Raw genomic sequence first — 17,747 nt, forward strand, 5'->3', positions numbered from 1 at the left:
GTATTCCTGTATTAGTCAAACTCCAGTTCCACCTGCTCCGAACCAATGAGGCCACGGAGATCGTTAAGTAAACGATCGCTCGGAGAGACACGCCACGTTGCACCAAAGCGCAAGCGCGCACGTGCATCCGCCCTCTGATAGTAGAGATGTACTGGAATGGTCCCCGAGCGGTGGGGTTCCAGAGACTGACGGAGTCGGTTTAAAAGCTGGTCATCAATTTGCCTGTCCGTCAGCGAGATAGCAAGCCCGCGAGCATATTTTTCCCGGGCTTCGTCAATGTCCATCACTTCACGGGCGGTCATTTTAAGCCCCCCGCTGAAGTCATCAAAGCTGACCTGTCCGCTGACGATAAGTATGCGGTCTTTTTCCAGCAATTGCTGGTATTTATCCAGCGCGTCGGTGAACAACATCACCTCCAGACGCCCGGAACGGTCATCCAGCGTACAGATGCCGATACGATTGCCGCGCTTGGTGACCATTACCCTTGCAGCAATCACGAGCCCCGCAGCTGTGGTAATTTTACCACGTTCTGTCGGATGCATGTCTTTCAGCCGATAGCCTCCGACATAGCGCTCAATTTCTTTTAGGTACTGGGTGATCGGGTGACCCGTCAGGTAAAGCCCTAACGTTTCACGCTCACCATCCAGTACAACCTGTTCTGGCCACGGCTGGCAGCTGGCATAAGACTGTTCAACTTGCTCAGGTTCTTCTGCCAGCACGCCAAACATATCGGCCTGCCCAATCGCTTCCGCTTTTGCATGCTGATCGGCTGCCTTCAGGGCATCCGCCAACGAGTTCATCAGCGCGGCACGATGTGGCCCCAGCCTGTCGAACGCGCCAGACATGATCAGCTTTTCCAGCACACGACGGTTCAATTTTTTAGTGTCGGTACGGGCACAGAGGTCGAACAGCTCGCGGAAATATCCGCCGTTGTTACGCGCCTCAAGAATCGCTTCGATCGGACCTTCACCTACCCCTTTGATCGCACCGATCCCATACACAATCTCGCCGTCATCATTGACGTGGAAATGGTAAAGACCGGAGTTAATGTCTGGCGGCAGGATTTTCAACCCCATGCGCCAGCACTCATCCACCAGGCCAACCACTTTCTCCGTGTTGTCCATATCTGCGGTCATTACCGCTGCCATAAACTCTGCGGGATAGTGCGCTTTCAGCCACAGCGTCTGGTATGACACCAAAGCATAGGCGGCGGAGTGTGATTTGTTAAATCCGTACCCAGCGAATTTCTCCACCAGGTCGAAAATCTTCATCGCCAGCTCGCCATCAACGCCGTTATTTTTTGCGCCTTCTTCGAACGTACCACGCTGTTTGGCCATCTCTTCAGGCTTTTTCTTACCCATCGCGCGGCGAAGCATATCTGCGCCGCCGAGCGTATAGCCAGAAAGCACCTGTGCAATCTGCATAACCTGTTCCTGGTACAAGATAATGCCGTAGGTCGGCTCCAGTACGGGTTTCAGGCTTTCGTGCTGCCACTGTACATCCGGGTAAGAAATCTCTTCGCGCCCGTGTTTACGGTCAATAAAGTTATCTACCATCCCTGACTGCAGTGGGCCCGGACGAAAAAGGGCGACCAGTGCGATCATATCTTCGAAGCAGTCAGGCTGCAGGCGCTTAATCAAATCTTTCATGCCACGGGATTCAAGCTGGAATACCGCTGTGGTTTCCGAGCGCTGCAGCATGTCGAAACTTTTCTTATCATCAAGAGGGATGGCTGCGATATCAATCGGTTCCAGGCCTTGTTTAGCCCGACGCGGATTGATCATCTTCAGTGCCCAGTCAATGATAGTGAGCGTACGCAAACCCAGGAAGTCAAATTTCACGAGCCCGGCGTATTCAACGTCATTCTTGTCAAACTGGGTTACTGGATGCTGCCCTGCCTCATCGCAGTATAGCGGAGCAAAGTCAGTAATTTTGGTTGGCGCAATAACCACGCCCCCCGCGTGCTTACCGGCATTTCGCGTGACACCTTCCAGCTTACGCGCCATATCAATCAGCGCTTTAACTTCTTCGTCCGCTTCGTAAATTTCCGGTAATTGCGGCTCTGCTTCGAACGCTTTCGCAAGCGTCATGCCAGGATCAGGCGGAACTAGCTTAGAAATTCGGTCAACAAATCCGTATGGATGTCCCAGCACGCGTCCTACGTCACGGATAACCGCTTTCGCGGCCATTGTACCGAAAGTGATAATCTGCGATACCGCATCACGACCGTACATTTCAGCCACGTGATCAATAACCTGGTCGCGCTTCTCCATACAGAAGTCAACGTCAAAGTCGGGCATGGAAACACGTTCCGGGTTAAGGAAACGTTCAAACAGCAGGTCAAACTCCAGCGGATCAAGATCGGTAATTTTAAGTGCATAGGCCACGAGCGACCCCGCACCAGAACCACGTCCTGGACCAACAGGTACGCCGTTATCCTTGGACCACTGGATAAACTCCATCACGATCAGGAAGTAGCCAGGGAATCCCATCTGGTTGATAACCTGGAGTTCAATATCCAGTCGCTCATCGTAAGGCGGTCGTTTCTCTTTCCGCACATTTTCATCAGGGAACAGAAATTCCAGACGATCTTCCAGGCCCTCTTTCGATTTGAGGACCAGAAAATCTTCCGTAGTCATCTCGCCGGTCGGGAATTGGGGCAAGAAGTATTCGCCTAAACGCACCGTCACATTACAGCGTTTAGCAATTTCAACTGAGTTTTCCAGCGCTTCCGGAAGATCGGCGAACAACTCGCACATCTCATCCTCACTGCGCATATACTGCTGCGGTGAGTAGTTACGTGGGCGTTTGGGATCGTCGAGCGTAAAACCATCATGGATCGCCACGCGAATCTCATGCGCGTCAAAATCCCCCGGTTCGAGGAAGCGCACATCGTTAGTGGCCACAACCGGCAACCCGCGCTCCTCCGCCAGAGCCACAGTGGCATGCAGATAATTTTCTTCTTCTGGCCGTCCGGTACGGATCAGTTCAAGATAGTAACGATCCGGGAAATGCTGTTCGTAAAATGAAACACACTGCTCAACCAGAGCCGGGTTTCCTCGCTGCAAGCTTTTACCGACATCGCCCATGCGACCGCCTGAAATCAGCAACAGCCCTTCACTCAACTCCGCCAGCCAGTCGCGATCAATCCAGGGACCCAATACGCCATAGCCACGCTGATACGCACGGGAGATCAACAACGTCAGGTTCTGATACCCTGTGTTGTTCATGGCAAGTACGGTGAGCTGCGTCATTTCATCGCCGAGTAACTCGCTCTGCACATGAAAATCTGCTCCAACGATAGGTTTCAGCCCTGCGCCATGCGCCGTCCCGTAGAACTTCACCAGACCGCAAAGGTTGAGGAAATCGGTGATCGCCAGCGCAGGCATGCCAAGAGCAGCCGCCTTTTTTACAAGCGGTCCGGTCTTCGCCAGCCCATCAATCATGGAGTAGTCGCTATGCACCCGCAGGTGTACGAAACGTGGTTCAGCCATCTTCAGATTCCGCGTTACTTATTTGCTTGCGTATTGATTCAGGACACCAGTCCCAGCGCGCGTTTCACCGGACCAAAGCTGCGCCGATGATGTTCAGTTGCGCCATATTCAGCCAGCCTTTCCAGATGGAAAGCGGTTGGATATCCCTTATGCTGGGCAAAACCATACTGGGGATAAATGAGATCCAGTTCAGCCATTTCGGCGTCACGTGTCACTTTAGCCATAATAGAAGCGGCACTGATTTCAGCAACCCGGCTATCACCTTTGACCACAGCCATAGAAGGCACTGGCAGTGCCGGACAGCGATTACCGTCAATAAGGACGTATTCCGGCGCAATTTTCAGTCCCGCAACCGCACGCTGCATCGCCAGCATAGTAGCGTGCAATATATTTAATTCATCGATTTCATGCGGTTCCGCGCGACCCAGACTCCAGGCCAGAGCGTTTTCGTTGATCTCATCAAAGAGCGCCAATCGGCGCTTTTCTGAAAGTTTTTTAGAATCGTTTAACCCAACAATCGGGCGAGCCGGATCAAGGATCACGGCAGCAGTCACCACTGCACCAACCAGAGGGCCACGGCCCACTTCATCCACACCCGCCACAAGGTGCGTGTGTGGATAGATAAATTCTATCATTTTGCTAGCTCCAGCACCGCGTCAGCCGCTTGCTCATCGGCATTACAACGGATCTGCTGATGCAGTTCCCTGAAAGTATCATGCATCTGATGGCTGGTTTTACCGTCTGCCAGGAGCGGCAATAATGCATCCGCCAACGCCTGAGGCTGGCATTCATCCTGTAACAATTCTTTCACCAATTCACGCCCGGCAAGTAAGTTTGGCAAAGAAACATAATCCGTTTTAACCAGACGTTTTGCCAGCCAGAAGGTGAATGGCTTCATGCGGTAGCCTACAACCATCGGGCATTTTGCCAGCATACACTCCAGCGCTGCCGTACCCGACGCCAGCAATGCCGCATCGCTGGCCACCATAGCCTCGCGGCCTTTACCATCCAGTAAGTGGACATGCAGGTCAGGTGCAACCTCTGCCTTAATTCGTTCGAACTGCTCGCGACGTTTAGCATTCACTAACGGTACAACCACTTCCAGGTCGGGGTATGTGTTACGCAGTATTTGTGCTGTTTTCAGGAAATCAGCACTCAGCATCTCCACTTCCGCTCCACGACTTCCGGGCAGTAGTGCCAGACAATGTGCATCATGCGGAATACCCAACACGTCACGCGCCGCATTTTTATCTGGATCCAATGGCATTGCATCTGCCATGGTATGGCCGATAAAGCGGCACGGAACATTGAATCTATCGTAAAACGCTTTTTCGAAAGGCAGAAAAGCCAGCACCAAATCGGTGGATTTTCCTATTTTGAAAACGCGTTTCTGTCGCCACGCCCAAACAGATGGACTGACGTAATGAATGGTTTTGATGCCCTGTTTTTTCAGATTGCCTTCAAGCGTGATATTGAAGTCAGGCGCATCGATACCAACAAACACATCGGGTTTGAGATCGGTAAAACGGCGAGTGAGATCGGCGCGAATATGCAACAGGCGACGCAGGCGTCCCAGCACCTCAACAATGCCCATGACCGCCAACTCTTCCATTTCATACCAGGCTTCGCAACCTTCAGCCTGCATAAGTGGACCCGCAACACCCACAAAGCGAGCATTCGGTACACGAGCTTTAAGCGCACGGATAAGACCTGCACCAAGAATATCGCCGGAGGTTTCTCCGGCGACCAGGGCTATCGTAAGAGGACGATTGTCGACCATTAACGAATCAGACCGCGAGTTGAACGTTCAAAGAACTCCATGAACTCATTCACTTCAGGGTATTTTTTCGCTAACTCAGCAATTTCCGGTTTAGCCTCTTCCAGCGTTTTTCCGCTACGGTACAGTAGTTTGTACGCGTTACGGATCGCTGTAATCGCTTCACGGCTAAAGCCACGACGCTTGAGACCTTCGATATTCACGCCAAACGGCGTTGCGTGATTGCCCTGCGCAATGACGTACGGTGGGACATCTTGCGCCACACCGGAGCAGCCACCGACCATCACATGTGCACCAATGATGCAAAATTGATGGACAGCAGTCATGCCGCCAATAATTGCGAAATCATCAACCGATACGTGTCCCGCCAGCGTTGCATTGTTGGCGAGAATACAGCGGCTACCTACCGTACAATCGTGCGCGATATGTGCATTGATCATAAACAGGTTGTCGCTGCCCACCTTTGTCAATCCACCACCCTGTACTGTGCCACGATGAATGGTGACGCTTTCGCGAATACGGTTACGATCGCCAATTTCCACACGGGTCGGTTCACCAGCGTATTTCAGGTCCTGGTTTACTTCACCAATGGAGGCAAACTGATAGATCTCGTTGTTGCGACCAATGGTCGTATGACCATTCACCACAACGTGAGATTTCAGTACTGTACCCTCACCAATTTCAACATTGGGCCCAACAATACAGAAAGGACCAATGTGGGCATTAGCACCAATGATGGCACCAACTTCCACAATCGCAGTAGGATGAATAAAGGCGGATTTATCAATCACGTATCAGGCCTCCCGGCTACGCGCGCACATCATTGTCGCTTCGCAAACAACTTTGCCATCAACCAGAGCTACGCCTTTGAAGCGAGTCAGGCCACGACGCGTTTTTTCAAAAGTGACTTCCATGATCATCTGATCACCGGGCACGACTGGACGCTTAAAGCGCGCTTCATCAATACCTGCGAAGTAATACAACTCACCAGGCTCCAGTTTACCAACGCTTTTAAACGCCAGAATACCCGTTGCCTGTGCCATCGCTTCCAGGATCAACACCCCCGGGAAGATAGGTTTACCAGGGAAATGCCCCTGGAAGAATGGCTCATTTACGGAGACATTTTTCACTGCGCGCAGAAAACGACCTTCTTCAAAATCCAGCACACGGTCTACCAGCAAAAACGGATAGCGGTGAGGCAGAAGTTCTAAAATCTCTTCAATATGCAGAGTATGAGTGTCAGTAGTCAAAATACTCTTCCTGTCAAAATGTACTGAATAGCAATAATAACACGGCCTGCCGGTTTATAAGAAAGCCGACAGGCCGGGAAAGTTAGCGTTAAACGGGTGAACGTTTAGTCTTGTTGATCGATCTTGCGCTCAAGAGCCTTGAGTCGCTTGCTCATATCATCAATATTCATCACCAAAGCTGCTGTTTTACGCCACACCTTGTTGGGCTGCAGCGGGATACCGGAGGAGTAGACACCTGGCTCAGTAATAGGACGCATCACCATGCCCATCCCGGTTACCGTGACTTTGTCGCATATTTCCATATGCCCATTGATCACGCTAGCCCCGCCAATCATACAATAACGGCCAATTTTCAGGCTGCCAGCCATGATTACGCCACCTGCAACAGCAGTATTGTCGCCAATCACGACGTTATGTGCAATCTGACACTGATTATCGATGATAACACCGTTGCCAATAATGGTGTCATCAAGCGCCCCACGGTCAATGGTTGTACATGCACCGATCTCAACACGATCGCCAATAATGACACGACCAAGCTGTGGGATCTTCACCCAATTACCACGATCGTTAGCATAACCAAACCCGTCTGAACCAATTACAGTTCCAGACTGAACAAGGCAATTTTCGCCGATCTCAACTTCATGGTAAACGGACACATTGGCCCATAAACGGGAACCTGCACCAATTTTGGTATTTTTCCCAACGAAGCTACCCGAACCAATCACTACGTTATCACCCAGTACAACGCCGGATTCAATAACAGCATTCGCGCCAATAGCAACATTGTTACCCAGCTTCGCCGTCGGGTCGATCGCTGCACTTGCAGCAATGTTTTTCGCCGGTTGCGGCGTGGTATCAAGAATTTGAGCCATGCGAGCATACGTCAGGTAGGGGTTCTTCACTACCAATGCAGCGCCTGCGGCAAACGGAAGATCATCCTGCGTCAGAACAACAGCCGACGCCTGGCATTGAGCCAGATGTTCACGGTACTTAGGGCTTACCATGAAGGTAATGTTGCCAGCTTTAGCAGATTGCATGGACGCAACAGCGGTGATGACGATATCGCCATCACCGTGTAATTCTGCATCCAACTGCTGAGCCAAATCAGCCAGTCGAATTGAAGGCATTACTTATTTAACCTGTTTCAGTACATCAGCAGTAATGTCTTTAACATCTTTGCTGTTGTAAGCAACGGCATTCGCATCTACAACCAGATCGATGCTCTGATCGGCAGCAACTGATTTAACAGCAGTCTGAATACGAGTAACCAGTTTGCCACGTTCTTCGTTAGAACGACGTTGACGATCCTGCTCGAATGCCTGTGCCTTCTGAGAGAAAGTCTGGCGCTGAGCCATTACGTCTTTTTCCAGTTTGCTACGGTCTGCTGCCTTCATGGTAGAACCATCACGCTGCAGACGCTGCATTTTGGACTGAAGATCGTTTTCCATACCTTGCAGTTCGCTTGCACGGCCTTTGAACTCGTTTTCCAGCGTTGCGGAAACACCCGTTTTCTGTGCAACCTGCTGGAACAAGCTACCCATGTTGACGATTGCAACTTTATCCGCTGCCTGGGCAGACGTTACCATCGCTAAACCGAGACCTGCAGCTAATAACCACTTTTTCACAATTAACTCCTTACCATCCCATTAGCACCCAAGAGTGCCGTTCTTTGCGTGGCAAGGCGATCGTTTTCACGATCGCCAATTGTCAGCGCTACACTGCCTGCGCATTCCGTTGCAGCGAATTATTACCAGGTTTTACCAATGTTAAACTGGAACTGTTCCGCTTTGTCTCCATCGTATTTCTTAAACGGCTGGGCGTAGGAGAACACCAACGGCCCCAGCGGTGACATCCATTGTAATGCGATACCTGCAGACATGCGAATATTGCTCGGATCGCTGTAGTCTGGAATGTCAGCAGGCATCCCTTTCGTACTCCAGTTGGTATCCCACACTGTACCCGTATCCCAGAAGAAGGAAGTACGGACTGAGTTCGCATATTTATCACTGATAAACGGCGTTGGTGTGATGAACTCAAGGCTAGCGACAGCCATGGCGTTACCACCAACGGCATCATCAGAGCTACATAATTTCGTCGTATCTGTCGTATCGCAGTTATCCAGCCCTTTACCGCCGTAATACACCGCTTTCGGACCAATGTTATTGGACTGGAAGCCACGAACGGTACTGGAACCACCGGCATAGAAGTTCTCATAGAACGGCAGTTCTTTACCGCCCAGACCATCGCCATAACCCCAACGGGTACGACCCAGAACGACCCATTTATGGTCATCATCAATAGGGAAGTAAGACGCGGTATCCAGCGTAACTTTATAGAACTCGTTATCGGAACCAGGGATGGTGACTTTACCGTTCAGGTTAACGCGCGAACCTTCTGTCGGGAAATAACCGCGATCAAGACGATTATAGGTCCAGCCGTAGTTGAAGGTGAAGTCATCCGCAGCAAACCCGTTGCTGTCACTGGATGTGCTTGTCGACTGACCAATAGAGTCCAGATAACGCCACATTGCCACCTGCGGTTGCATGTTGGACAGGTCGTTATGTACGTAACCTAAGCCAGCACGCAGGGTGTTGTATTCGTTAATCGGGAAGCCGAGCGTACCATCCAGACCATAACTTTTGTTGGTATAGGAGGAAAGATCCGCATCATCCGCTTTAAAGTCGTTATAGAAAATACGACCACCCAAACTTACACCATCAACAGTGAAGTAAGGGTTTGTGACAGAGAATTCAGAGTAGGTCTGATAGTCGTTTTTGGTCCCGTTAATGCCAACAGAATAACCTGTGCCTAACCAGTTATCTTGTTGAACACCAACCTGGAAACTCACACCACTTTCAGTACCGTAACCCACACCGAAGTTGAAGCTACCGGTGTTACGCTCTTTCACTTTATAAACAACATCAACTTGATCCGGGCTGCCAGGAACACGCTGGGTATCTGTATCTACTGTTTCAAAGTAGCCGAGACGGTTCAGACGTTCTTTACCCTGGTCAACCAGATCGCTGCCTAACCATGCACCTTCCATCTGACGCATTTCGCGGCGCAGAACGGAATCTTTGGAGGTATCGTTACCTTCAAAGCGGATCTTACGCACGTAGAAACGGTTACCGGCATCGACATTCACACGCAGCTTAACGGTTTTATCAGCATCGTTGATTTCAGGCTGAGTTTGTACACGTGGATAGGCATAACCATAACGGCCGAGCAGTTTCTTAATGCTGTCTTCCATTTTGGTTACTTTCGCGCCGCTATACAGATCGCCTGGCTGAATTTTAGTCAGTGTCTCGATCTCTGCAGAATGGCCCGCCAGATTTCCACTCACTTCAACACCCGAAAGCTTGTACTGCTCGCCTTCAGTAATGTTAACCGTAATGTAGATACCTTTCTTGTCCGGCGTCAGACTCACCTGAGTAGAATCGATGTTGAAACGGGCATAACCGCGATCCAGATAGTAGCTACGCAGAGTTTCGAGGTCACCCGCAAGCTTTTGCTTCTGGTATTTTCGATCGCCAACCACGTTCCACCATGGTACTTCATCACGCAACTGGAACGTTGAAATCAACTCATCGGTGGTGAAAGCATGGTTACCAACGATGTTGATCTGTTGGATCTTCGCAGAGACACCTTCCTGGAAGACCAGCTTAAGGTCTACACGGTTACGCGGCAGCGGTGTGACAACCGCTTTCACGCTAGCGCTGTATTTACCGACGCTGTAGTAGAAGTCTTCCAGTCCTTTCTCAATATCGGAGAGAGTTGTGCGGTCCAGGGATTCACCCACACGGACACCAGATGCTTCAAGGTTCTGCTTGAGCATGTCATCTTTAACCGACTTGTTGCCGGAGAAAGTGATACTGGCGATCGTCGGGCGTTCTTTTACCTGAACCAGCAGCGTATCACCATCACGCAGGACGCGGACGTCCTCAAAGTTGCCAGTGGCAAACAGAGCACGGATGGTGTTACTGATATCATCATCATTAACCGTGTCGCCAGGGCGCACAGGCATACTGAGGAGGGCTGCACCAACGGCGACACGCTGAAGGCCTTCGAAATGAATGTCTTTCACTACGAACCCGTCAGCACCGTATACGGTTGCGCTGCTAAACAGCAGCGACGCTATGAGCAACTTTTTCATCGCCATCGTTATTATGCGTTCTTCCTAACTAACTCTCTTACAACCGAGAGAAATCATTGAAAAGTGCAAGCCCCATTAACAGCACCAGCAAAATCGAGCCAATGCGATAACTAAAGTCTTGAACTCGCTCGGATACCGGTCCGCCTTTTAGCTTTTCAATCGCTAAAAACAGCAGATGACCCCCGTCTAACACGGGAAGCGGGAACAGGTTGATTATCCCCAGGTTCACGCTAATGAGCGCGAGAAACATGAGATAGTAAATCACCCCGAACTCCGCTGACATCCCAGCCCCCTGGGCAATAGAGATTGGCCCACTGAGGTTGTTCAGTTTCACATCACCGGTTATCAATTTCCCCAACATGTTGACCGTTAGCTTCATCAGTTGCCATGTTTTATCCGTGGCTTCAAGAATGGCACTAAACGGCCCATACTGGCGTATTGTCTTATACTCATCTGGCAGTGGGATCACTTTAGGCACAACGCCTGCGAACCCCTCAGCCCTACCGCTACCCGATTTAGTATCCGGAATTAACGTCAGAGAGAGCGGACTCCCCTGCCTTTCTACTTCTAGCGCGAGCGAAACACCTGGATTATCGCGCACCAGATTAACAAAGGTCATCCATTGTGTTAATGGCTGACCATCGACTTTAACGATCCTGTCGCCCGCTTGCAAACCCGCTTTACTCGCCGCTGAATTTACCTGTACTTCGGCTAATACCGGCTCGATCTGCGCGCTACGAGGACGAATACCCAACGCTGAAACGGGATCTTCTTTATCAGGCTCGAAATCCCAGTGGCGTAAGTTCAGGACTTTCTCCTGCCGCTGATCAGACCCAAACGGCGACACGCTGACAGTTGCCTGCTCATCACCAATCTTGGCAACCAGTTGTAGTCGCACGGCATCCCAATCAGGGGTTTCGATGCCATCAATCGCTTTAAGTTCCATCCCAGGATTAATTTGCGCATTTGCCGCGATGGAATTAGGGGCAATTTCACCCACCACCGGACGCACACCAGGAACACCGATGATAAACACCAGCCAGTAAGCGAAGATAGCAAAGATAAAGTTGGCTACCGGACCGGCAGCAATGATAGCAGCACGTTGGCCAACAGTTTTGTTGTTGAACGCATAGTGCCGCAATTCGGGGGCTACAGGCTCAACACGCTCGTCGAGCATTTTGACATAGCCACCCAGAGGAATAAGTGCGATGACAAATTCAGTGCCATGGCGATCGGTGCGTTTCCAGAGTGATTTACCAAACCCGATGGAGAATCGCTCCACTCGCACACCACAGCGCCGAGCAACCCAGAAATGGCCAAATTCATGCACGGTAATCAGTACACCCAGTGCAACAATGAACGCCGCCAGATTCCAGAGAATGCTCAGCATAAAACCTTCCGTTAAATCGTCCCGAATACCAGTAACAACAGGCAGGCAAACACAGGGACCGCAGCTGTCAGGCTATCAATGCGATCCAGAATACCGCCATGACCTGGAATAAGGTGACCACTGTCCTTAATCCCTGCTTCACGCTTGAACATACTTTCAGTCAAATCACCGAGTACCGATGCCAGCGCAGCAAAAATGGAGCAAACCAGCAACGTTGACGGTGCGACTTCGAGATTCGCCCAGACACCGTAGCCCCAGGAAATCACCGCGGCCGTAAACAGGCCACCGATAAACCCTTGCCAGGTTTTACCAGGGGAAACCTTTGGCGCAAGTTTATGCTTGCCAAACAGTTTACCAAACATATAGGCCCCGGAGTCAGCCCCCCAGACGAGAATCATGACATAAAGCAGCCAAAATGCACCGCTGTAGTGATTGTCATCATAGTGCCAGGCGCGCAGCGCGAGCATACCCCAGAAAAAAGGAACAATTGTGAGCAGGCCGAAAATAAGACGCAGAACTTTAGATTCACGCCATACTGCCGCTGAGCCTGGATAAAAAAGCACCAGCAAGAGTGCAACACCCCACCAGCCTAGCGACGCCCACAGTGCGCCAGCAACCAATGGCTGATGAATATCATGATGGTATTCAGGCAACGTAAACAGCATCAGCGCCAATAACAGGCCACAGAGCACCGCCAGCCATACCCGCTGAGTGCGTGAGGTAAAGCCGCTAAACTGTCCCCATTCCCACGCGGCAAGCATACATACCACCAGCGTGACAATAGCGAATCCCACCGGAGGCAGTAAAAACAGCGCCGCAATAACAATAGGTATTAATACAAAAGCGGAAATCAGGCGATACTTCAGCAAAAGCTACCCCCATCAGGCTTTGTCGCCACCAGGCTCGGTGCCGCCGAAACGACGCTCTCGATTGGCAAAGGCATGCAGCGCACCTTCAAAGTCTTGTTCATCAAAATCGGGCCAAAGAACATCTGTAAAGTAAAGTTCGGCATAGGCAATTTGCCACAGCAAGAAGTTACTAATACGATGCTCTCCCCCTGTCCTAATTACTAAATCCACGGGAGTCAGTTCATTCATGCAGATTTGCTTACTCAGCGCCTCTTCATCAATTTGGTCGGGTCTCAACAGCCCTTCCTGAACCTGTTCAGCCAAATGCCGAACGCCCTGGATAATATCCCAACGCCCGCCGTAATTCGCCGCAATATTGAGTGTCAGACCTGTGTTATTTTCGGTCAACGCCTCAGCTTTACGAATACGTTCCTGCAGACGCGAGTTAAAACGACTGGTATCACCAATGATGCACAGACGGACGTTGTGGCGGTGCAGGCTTTTTACTTCACTGTCGAGCGCCCACACAAATAACTCCATCAACGCGCTCACTTCCTGCGCGGGTCGATTCCAGTTTTCACTGCTAAAAGCATAGAGCGTTAACGCATCAATGCCGTTATTGGCGGCAAAAGAAACGGCGCGGCGAACAGATTTCGCCCCAGCTTTATGCCCAAAGGCCCGTATCTTCCCTTGTCTTTTCGCCCAGCGGCCATTGCCATCCATAATGATTGCGACATGACGACAGCCATGTGCTGGCAAGTTTACGCTTAATGGTTGATTCACAGACAACATAACGCGTTTTTAGTCCCTGAAAAGGATTTAACGGTACTCAGGAATACTGAAGCCTATACACAAAAAAGCCGTGTCAAACCACGGCTTACCTGACCACATAAAGCCAAATACCTGCGATCAGGTGGCGCAGACTATATCACTGAAGCACAACGCTAACAAATAGCACGACCACTAGTGGGTGGATTATCACCAGCTTGAGAGACGAGTCACCTGTTTTTGCGCCACAATACGTGCATCAGCATCGACAGTCAGCACCTCTTCTACGCTTTGCGGCTCACGTAAATCCATCATTTCCAGAACAGATAGATTTAATGCGGCAATATCCGTAAAGCGGATTTGCTGTGCAAGAAACGCGGCAACGGTAATTTCATTAGCCGCATTGAGTGCTGTTGTCGCTGCCTGCCCCTGGTCGAACGCTTCCATCGCCAGCTTCAGGCACGGATAGCGGTCATAATCAGGCTCGCTGAACGTCAGTGAACTTAGCTTGCAAAAATCGAGCGGCTTTACGCCAGACTGCACACGGTTTGGCCACGCCATCGAATGTGCAATGGGTGTACGCATATCCGGCTCACCCAGTTGCGCAAGCACACTGCCATCCTGGTAACGCACCATGGAGTGAATCACCGATTGCGGGTGGATCAGTACTTCCATCTGTTTTGCAGAGGCATTGAACAGCCAACGCGCTTCAATGTATTCCAGACCTTTGTTCATCATGGTGGCTGAATCGACTGAAATCTTGCGTCCCATCGACCAGTTCGGGTGACGACATGCCTGATCCGGCGTCATCGCGCTCAATTCAGACAGTGGCGTTTCCCGGAACGGGCCACCAGACCCGGTAAGCAGAATGGACACAACACCATTTTGCTCCAGATCAGCGTACCCCAGGTTTTGCTGAAAAGGTTGCGGCAAACTCTGAAAAATAGCGTTGTGTTCGCTGTCGACAGGTAAAAGACGTGCACCTCGTTGCTTAACTGCATCCATAAACAAGCGCCCACAGGTCACCAGTGACTCTTTGTTCGCCAGTAAGACGGTTTTCCCCGCATCAATAGCGGCAAGCGTCGGCAAAAGCCCTGCCGCACCGACGATTGCCGCCATGACCTGATCAACATCATCAAGTGAAGCCATATCACATGCCGCCTGCTGACCACTCAGAACGTCAGTGTGACTGCCTTTTTCAAGAAGCAATGCCTTAACCTGGCGAGCACTGTCCTCGTCATCCATAACCGCATAGCGGGGGGTAAACTCAAGACATTGCTCAACCATACGCTGAACATTTTTACCGGCCACCAGGGCAGTCACTGCGTAATGTTCAGGGTTATGGCGAACGACGTCGAGAGTGCTACAACCGATAGAGCCAGTTGAGCCGAGGAGAGTTAAATGCTTCATGAGATGTCCGGAAAAAATTAAACCAGAAAAAAGCAAAACGCCGCCAGCAAAGTCACCAGGACTTTCTGTACGGCGTTCAATCAGATTACGACAGAAATCAGAACTGCATCAGTTCCGCTTCTTTATCTGCCAGCGCCGCATCAAGTTTCTTGATGGCAGCGTCAGTCAGTTTCTGCACGTCGTCCTGAGAACGGCGATCGTCGTCTTCACTGATTTCTTTATCTTTCAGCAGGGCTTTCACTTTATCGTTCGCATCACGGCGCACGTTACGAACAGCAACGCGCCCCTGCTCTGCTTCACCACGAACAACTTTGATCAACTCTTTACGACGTTCTTCCGTCAGCGCTGGCAGTGGTACGCGGATGTCAGTACCTGCGGAGCTTGGGTTCAGACCCAGGTCGGACGCCATAATCGCTTTCTCAACGGCCGGCCCCATAGAGCGATCGAATACGTTGATTTTCAGCGTACGGGTATCTTCAACCGTGACGCTTGCCAACTGACGCAGTGGTGTTGGTGTACCGTAGTATTCCACGATAATGCCATCAAGCAGGCTTGGGGAAGCACGACCAGTACGCACTTTGCTGATTTGGTTTTTGAAGGCTTCTACGCATTTATCCATGCGCACTTCTGCATCTTTTCTGATTTCGTTAATCACGTTACGAATCCTTGAAAACTTGTCTCAGGCAGACTATCCGCCAGCACCACCGTTAAAAGATGTGCTAAGTATAGCCCTGTTTAATTCATGACAGCGCCCGGGGCGCGTCCAGGTAAAAAACCGCAATAAAGTAGAGCCGAATCTTACCTGTATTTACCGCCAACGGAAATTATTCCGTAATCAAAGTGCCTTCTTTTTCACCCATCACTACGCGACGCAGTGCACCAGGTTTATTCATGTTGAAGACACGAATTGGCAGTTTGTGGTCTCGGGCCAGCGTGAAGGCGGCAAGATCCATCACTTTCAGCTCTTTATCCAGAACTTCGTTGTAGGTCAGCTGTTCGTACATGGTCGCCGTGGGATCTTTGGCTGGATCGGCTGTAAACACGCCATCTACTTTCGTTGCTTTAAGCACAACGTCGGCTTCAATTTCAATCCCGCGCAGACATGCCGCAGAGTCGGTGGTAAAGAACGGATTCCCTGTACCCGCAGAGAGGATCACTACGCGGTTGTTACGCAGCAGGCTAATGGCCTCTGCCCAGCTGTAGTTATCACATACACCATTCAGTGGAATAGCAGACATCAGACGGGCGTTTACATAGGCGCGATGAAGCGCATCACGCATGGCCAGGCCATTCATCACGGTTGCCAGCATACCCATGTGGTCGCCCACAACACGGTTCATCCCCGCTTTCGCCAGACCAGCACCACGGAAAAGGTTGCCACCGCCAATGACCACGCCAACCTGAATGCCCAGTTCGACCAGTTCTTTGATTTCCTGTGCCATGCGATCAAGGATGCTTGCGTCAATACCGAAGCCTTCCGATCCCTGCAGCGCTTCGCCACTCAGCTTAAGCAGAATGCGTTTGTACACGGGTTTTGCATTGGTAGCCATGTTTCTTTCCTGAGACTGTCAACGATTAAGATGGGGGTTAATTCTGGCGACATGATATGTCGCATATCAGCACAGTGATACAGCAACCTGTCTGATTTTCGTGTGACGGGTGACAAAAAGAAGCCGCCCTCAGGCGGCTCCTTTTCATTATTAAGACTGCTTGGACATTGCAGCAACTTCTGCTGCGAAGTCAGTCTCAACTTTCTCGATGCCTTCGCCCACTTCGAAGCGGATGAAGCCAGTCACGTCAGCGTTATGCTCTTTCAGCAGCTGAGCAACAGACTTGCTTGGGTCCATTACGAAAGGCTGACCAGTCAGAGAAACTTCGCCGGTGAATTTCTTCATGCGGCCTTCAACCATTTTCTCTGCGATTTCTTTTGGCTTACCAGACTGCATCGCGATATCCAGCTGAACCTGGTACTCTTTCTCTACCACTTCAGCAGACACGTCTTCTGGTTTAACGAATTCTGGTTTGCTTGCAGCGATGTGCATTGCCAGCTGTTTAACCAGCTCTTCATCAGCACCTTTAGCCGCAACCAGAACACCGATACGTGCGCCGTGCTGGTAAGAGCCCAGAACGTCACCTTCCAGAGAAGAAACGCGACGGATGTTGATGTTCTCACCGATTTTAGCAACCAGCGCAACACGTTCTTCTTCGAACTGTGCTTTCAGAACTTCAACGTCAGTGATTTTGCCAGCAACAGCTGCGTCCAGAACTTTGTTAGCAAATGCCTGGAAGCCGCCATCTTTAGCAACGAAGTCAGTCTGGCAGTTAACTTCCAGAATGATACCGTAGTTGCCGTTGATCTTAGTGATGATCACGCCGTCAGCAGCAACGTTACCTGCTTTTTTCGCCGCTTTGATCGCACCAGATTTACGCATGTTTTCGATTGCCAGCTCGATGTCGCCGTTTGCTTCAGTCAGCGCTTTTTTGCAATCCATCATGCCTGCGCCAGTACGCTCGCGCAGCTCTTTTACCAGGGATGCGGTAATTTCAGCCATTCTTTAATCCTCGGGAGAGATGACCTGCCCGGTTTTAAGAAACCAAACAGGCTTAAAAGTGAAAAAGGGGCCAGATAGAGGCCCCTATTTATACACGGTACT

General features: G+C 50.7%; 15 protein-coding genes. All 15 read right to left on the bottom strand.

What is annotated here, in order from left to right; translation table 11 throughout:
- Positions 1–11: 11 nt before the first annotated feature.
- The 15 genes from dnaE to tsf all read right to left on the bottom strand — a co-directional run bounded on the left by dnaE (position 12) and on the right by tsf (position 17,645).
- Positions 12–3,494 carry a DNA polymerase III subunit alpha gene (gene dnaE / locus GF617_RS04715; RefSeq protein WP_203451201.1) on the bottom strand — a complete coding sequence of 1,161 codons (3,483 nt, stop codon included), beginning with the start codon at positions 3,492–3,494 and terminating at the stop codon, positions 12–14.
- A gap of 38 nt (positions 3,495–3,532) precedes the next feature.
- Positions 3,533–4,129 carry a ribonuclease HII gene (gene rnhB, locus GF617_RS04720; protein WP_203451202.1) on the bottom strand — a complete coding sequence of 199 codons (597 nt, stop codon included), beginning with the start codon at positions 4,127–4,129 and terminating at the stop codon, positions 3,533–3,535.
- Entirely contained in the window at positions 4,126–5,274 is a 1,149-nt protein-coding gene (gene lpxB, locus GF617_RS04725; RefSeq protein ID WP_181622329.1) for a lipid-A-disaccharide synthase, read from the bottom strand. The genes rnhB and lpxB overlap by 4 nt, the downstream gene beginning before the upstream one ends.
- Positions 5,274–6,062, bottom strand: a complete 789-nt coding sequence (gene lpxA / locus GF617_RS04730; protein ID WP_181622328.1) for an acyl-ACP--UDP-N-acetylglucosamine O-acyltransferase — start codon at positions 6,060–6,062, stop codon at positions 5,274–5,276. Before lpxA ends, lpxB begins: the two co-directional genes overlap by 1 nt.
- 3 nt (positions 6,063–6,065) lie before the next feature.
- Positions 6,066–6,521 (bottom strand): 3-hydroxyacyl-ACP dehydratase FabZ, encoded by a 456-nt coding sequence (gene fabZ / locus GF617_RS04735; protein WP_007373234.1) that lies wholly within the window; start codon positions 6,519–6,521, stop codon positions 6,066–6,068.
- A gap of 104 nt (positions 6,522–6,625) precedes the next feature.
- Entirely contained in the window at positions 6,626–7,651 is a 1,026-nt protein-coding gene (gene lpxD / locus GF617_RS04740; RefSeq protein WP_203451203.1) for a UDP-3-O-(3-hydroxymyristoyl)glucosamine N-acyltransferase, read from the bottom strand.
- 3 nt (positions 7,652–7,654) lie between these two features.
- Complete coding sequence (gene skp / locus GF617_RS04745) at positions 7,655–8,149, bottom strand: molecular chaperone Skp (protein WP_181622326.1); 495 nt, start codon at positions 8,147–8,149, stop codon at positions 7,655–7,657.
- A gap of 122 nt (positions 8,150–8,271) precedes the next feature.
- The gene (gene bamA, locus GF617_RS04750; RefSeq protein WP_181622325.1) at positions 8,272–10,683 is read right to left on the bottom strand and encodes an outer membrane protein assembly factor BamA; all 2,412 of its coding nucleotides are present in this window, start codon (positions 10,681–10,683) and stop codon (positions 8,272–8,274) included.
- Between the two features lie 31 nt (positions 10,684–10,714).
- On the bottom strand, positions 10,715–12,067 hold the full coding sequence (rseP, locus tag GF617_RS04755) for a sigma E protease regulator RseP (RefSeq protein WP_181622324.1): 1,353 nt from the start codon (positions 12,065–12,067) through the stop codon (positions 10,715–10,717).
- Between the two features lie 11 nt (positions 12,068–12,078).
- Positions 12,079–12,936, bottom strand: coding sequence for a phosphatidate cytidylyltransferase (gene cdsA, locus GF617_RS04760; RefSeq protein WP_203451204.1), 858 nt, complete (start codon positions 12,934–12,936; stop codon positions 12,079–12,081).
- 12 nt (positions 12,937–12,948) lie between these two features.
- On the bottom strand, positions 12,949–13,707 hold the full coding sequence (gene ispU / locus GF617_RS04765; RefSeq protein WP_181622322.1) for a (2E,6E)-farnesyl-diphosphate-specific ditrans,polycis-undecaprenyl-diphosphate synthase: 759 nt from the start codon (positions 13,705–13,707) through the stop codon (positions 12,949–12,951).
- A gap of 186 nt (positions 13,708–13,893) precedes the next feature.
- Positions 13,894–15,093, bottom strand: a complete 1,200-nt coding sequence (gene ispC, locus GF617_RS04770) for a 1-deoxy-D-xylulose-5-phosphate reductoisomerase (RefSeq protein WP_181622321.1) — start codon at positions 15,091–15,093, stop codon at positions 13,894–13,896.
- A 97-nt stretch (positions 15,094–15,190) separates the two neighbouring features.
- On the bottom strand, positions 15,191–15,748 hold the full coding sequence (frr, locus tag GF617_RS04775) for a ribosome recycling factor (RefSeq protein WP_181622320.1): 558 nt from the start codon (positions 15,746–15,748) through the stop codon (positions 15,191–15,193).
- Positions 15,749–15,917: 169 nt separating this feature from the next.
- Positions 15,918–16,643: a UMP kinase gene (gene pyrH / locus GF617_RS04780; protein WP_181622319.1), complete on the bottom strand. Its 726-nt coding sequence runs from the start codon at positions 16,641–16,643 to the stop codon at positions 15,918–15,920.
- Between the two features lie 150 nt (positions 16,644–16,793).
- Positions 16,794–17,645 carry a translation elongation factor Ts gene (tsf, locus tag GF617_RS04785; protein ID WP_181622318.1) on the bottom strand — a complete coding sequence of 284 codons (852 nt, stop codon included), beginning with the start codon at positions 17,643–17,645 and terminating at the stop codon, positions 16,794–16,796.
- Between the last annotated feature and the right edge of the window lie 102 nt (positions 17,646–17,747).

Origin of the sequence: Lelliottia sp. RWM.1 (assembly GCF_016859735.1) — a bacterium.
In the GTDB taxonomy this organism is placed as follows: Bacteria; Pseudomonadota; Gammaproteobacteria; order Enterobacterales; family Enterobacteriaceae; genus Enterobacter.

Excerpts from the sequence above, each read along its gene's own strand:
- rnhB (WP_203451202.1), bottom strand. The coding sequence starts at position 4,129 with ATGATAGAATTTATCTATCCACACACGCACCTTGTGGCGGGTGTGGAT.
- rseP (WP_181622324.1), bottom strand. The coding sequence starts at position 12,067 with ATGCTGAGCATTCTCTGGAATCTGGCGGCGTTCATTGTTGCACTGGGT.
- lpxB (WP_181622329.1), bottom strand. The coding sequence starts at position 5,274 with ATGGTCGACAATCGTCCTCTTACGATAGCCCTGGTCGCCGGAGAAACC.
- ispC (WP_181622321.1), bottom strand. The coding sequence starts at position 15,093 with ATGAAGCATTTAACTCTCCTCGGCTCAACTGGCTCTATCGGTTGTAGC.
- bamA (WP_181622325.1), bottom strand. The coding sequence starts at position 10,683 with ATGGCGATGAAAAAGTTGCTCATAGCGTCGCTGCTGTTTAGCAGCGCA.
- dnaE (WP_203451201.1), bottom strand. The coding sequence starts at position 3,494 with ATGGCTGAACCACGTTTCGTACACCTGCGGGTGCATAGCGACTACTCC.
- tsf (WP_181622318.1), bottom strand. The coding sequence starts at position 17,645 with ATGGCTGAAATTACCGCATCCCTGGTAAAAGAGCTGCGCGAGCGTACT.
- ispU (WP_181622322.1), bottom strand. The coding sequence starts at position 13,707 with ATGTTGTCTGTGAATCAACCATTAAGCGTAAACTTGCCAGCACATGGC.
- pyrH (WP_181622319.1), bottom strand. The coding sequence starts at position 16,643 with ATGGCTACCAATGCAAAACCCGTGTACAAACGCATTCTGCTTAAGCTG.
- lpxD (WP_203451203.1), bottom strand. The coding sequence starts at position 7,651 with ATGCCTTCAATTCGACTGGCTGATTTGGCTCAGCAGTTGGATGCAGAA.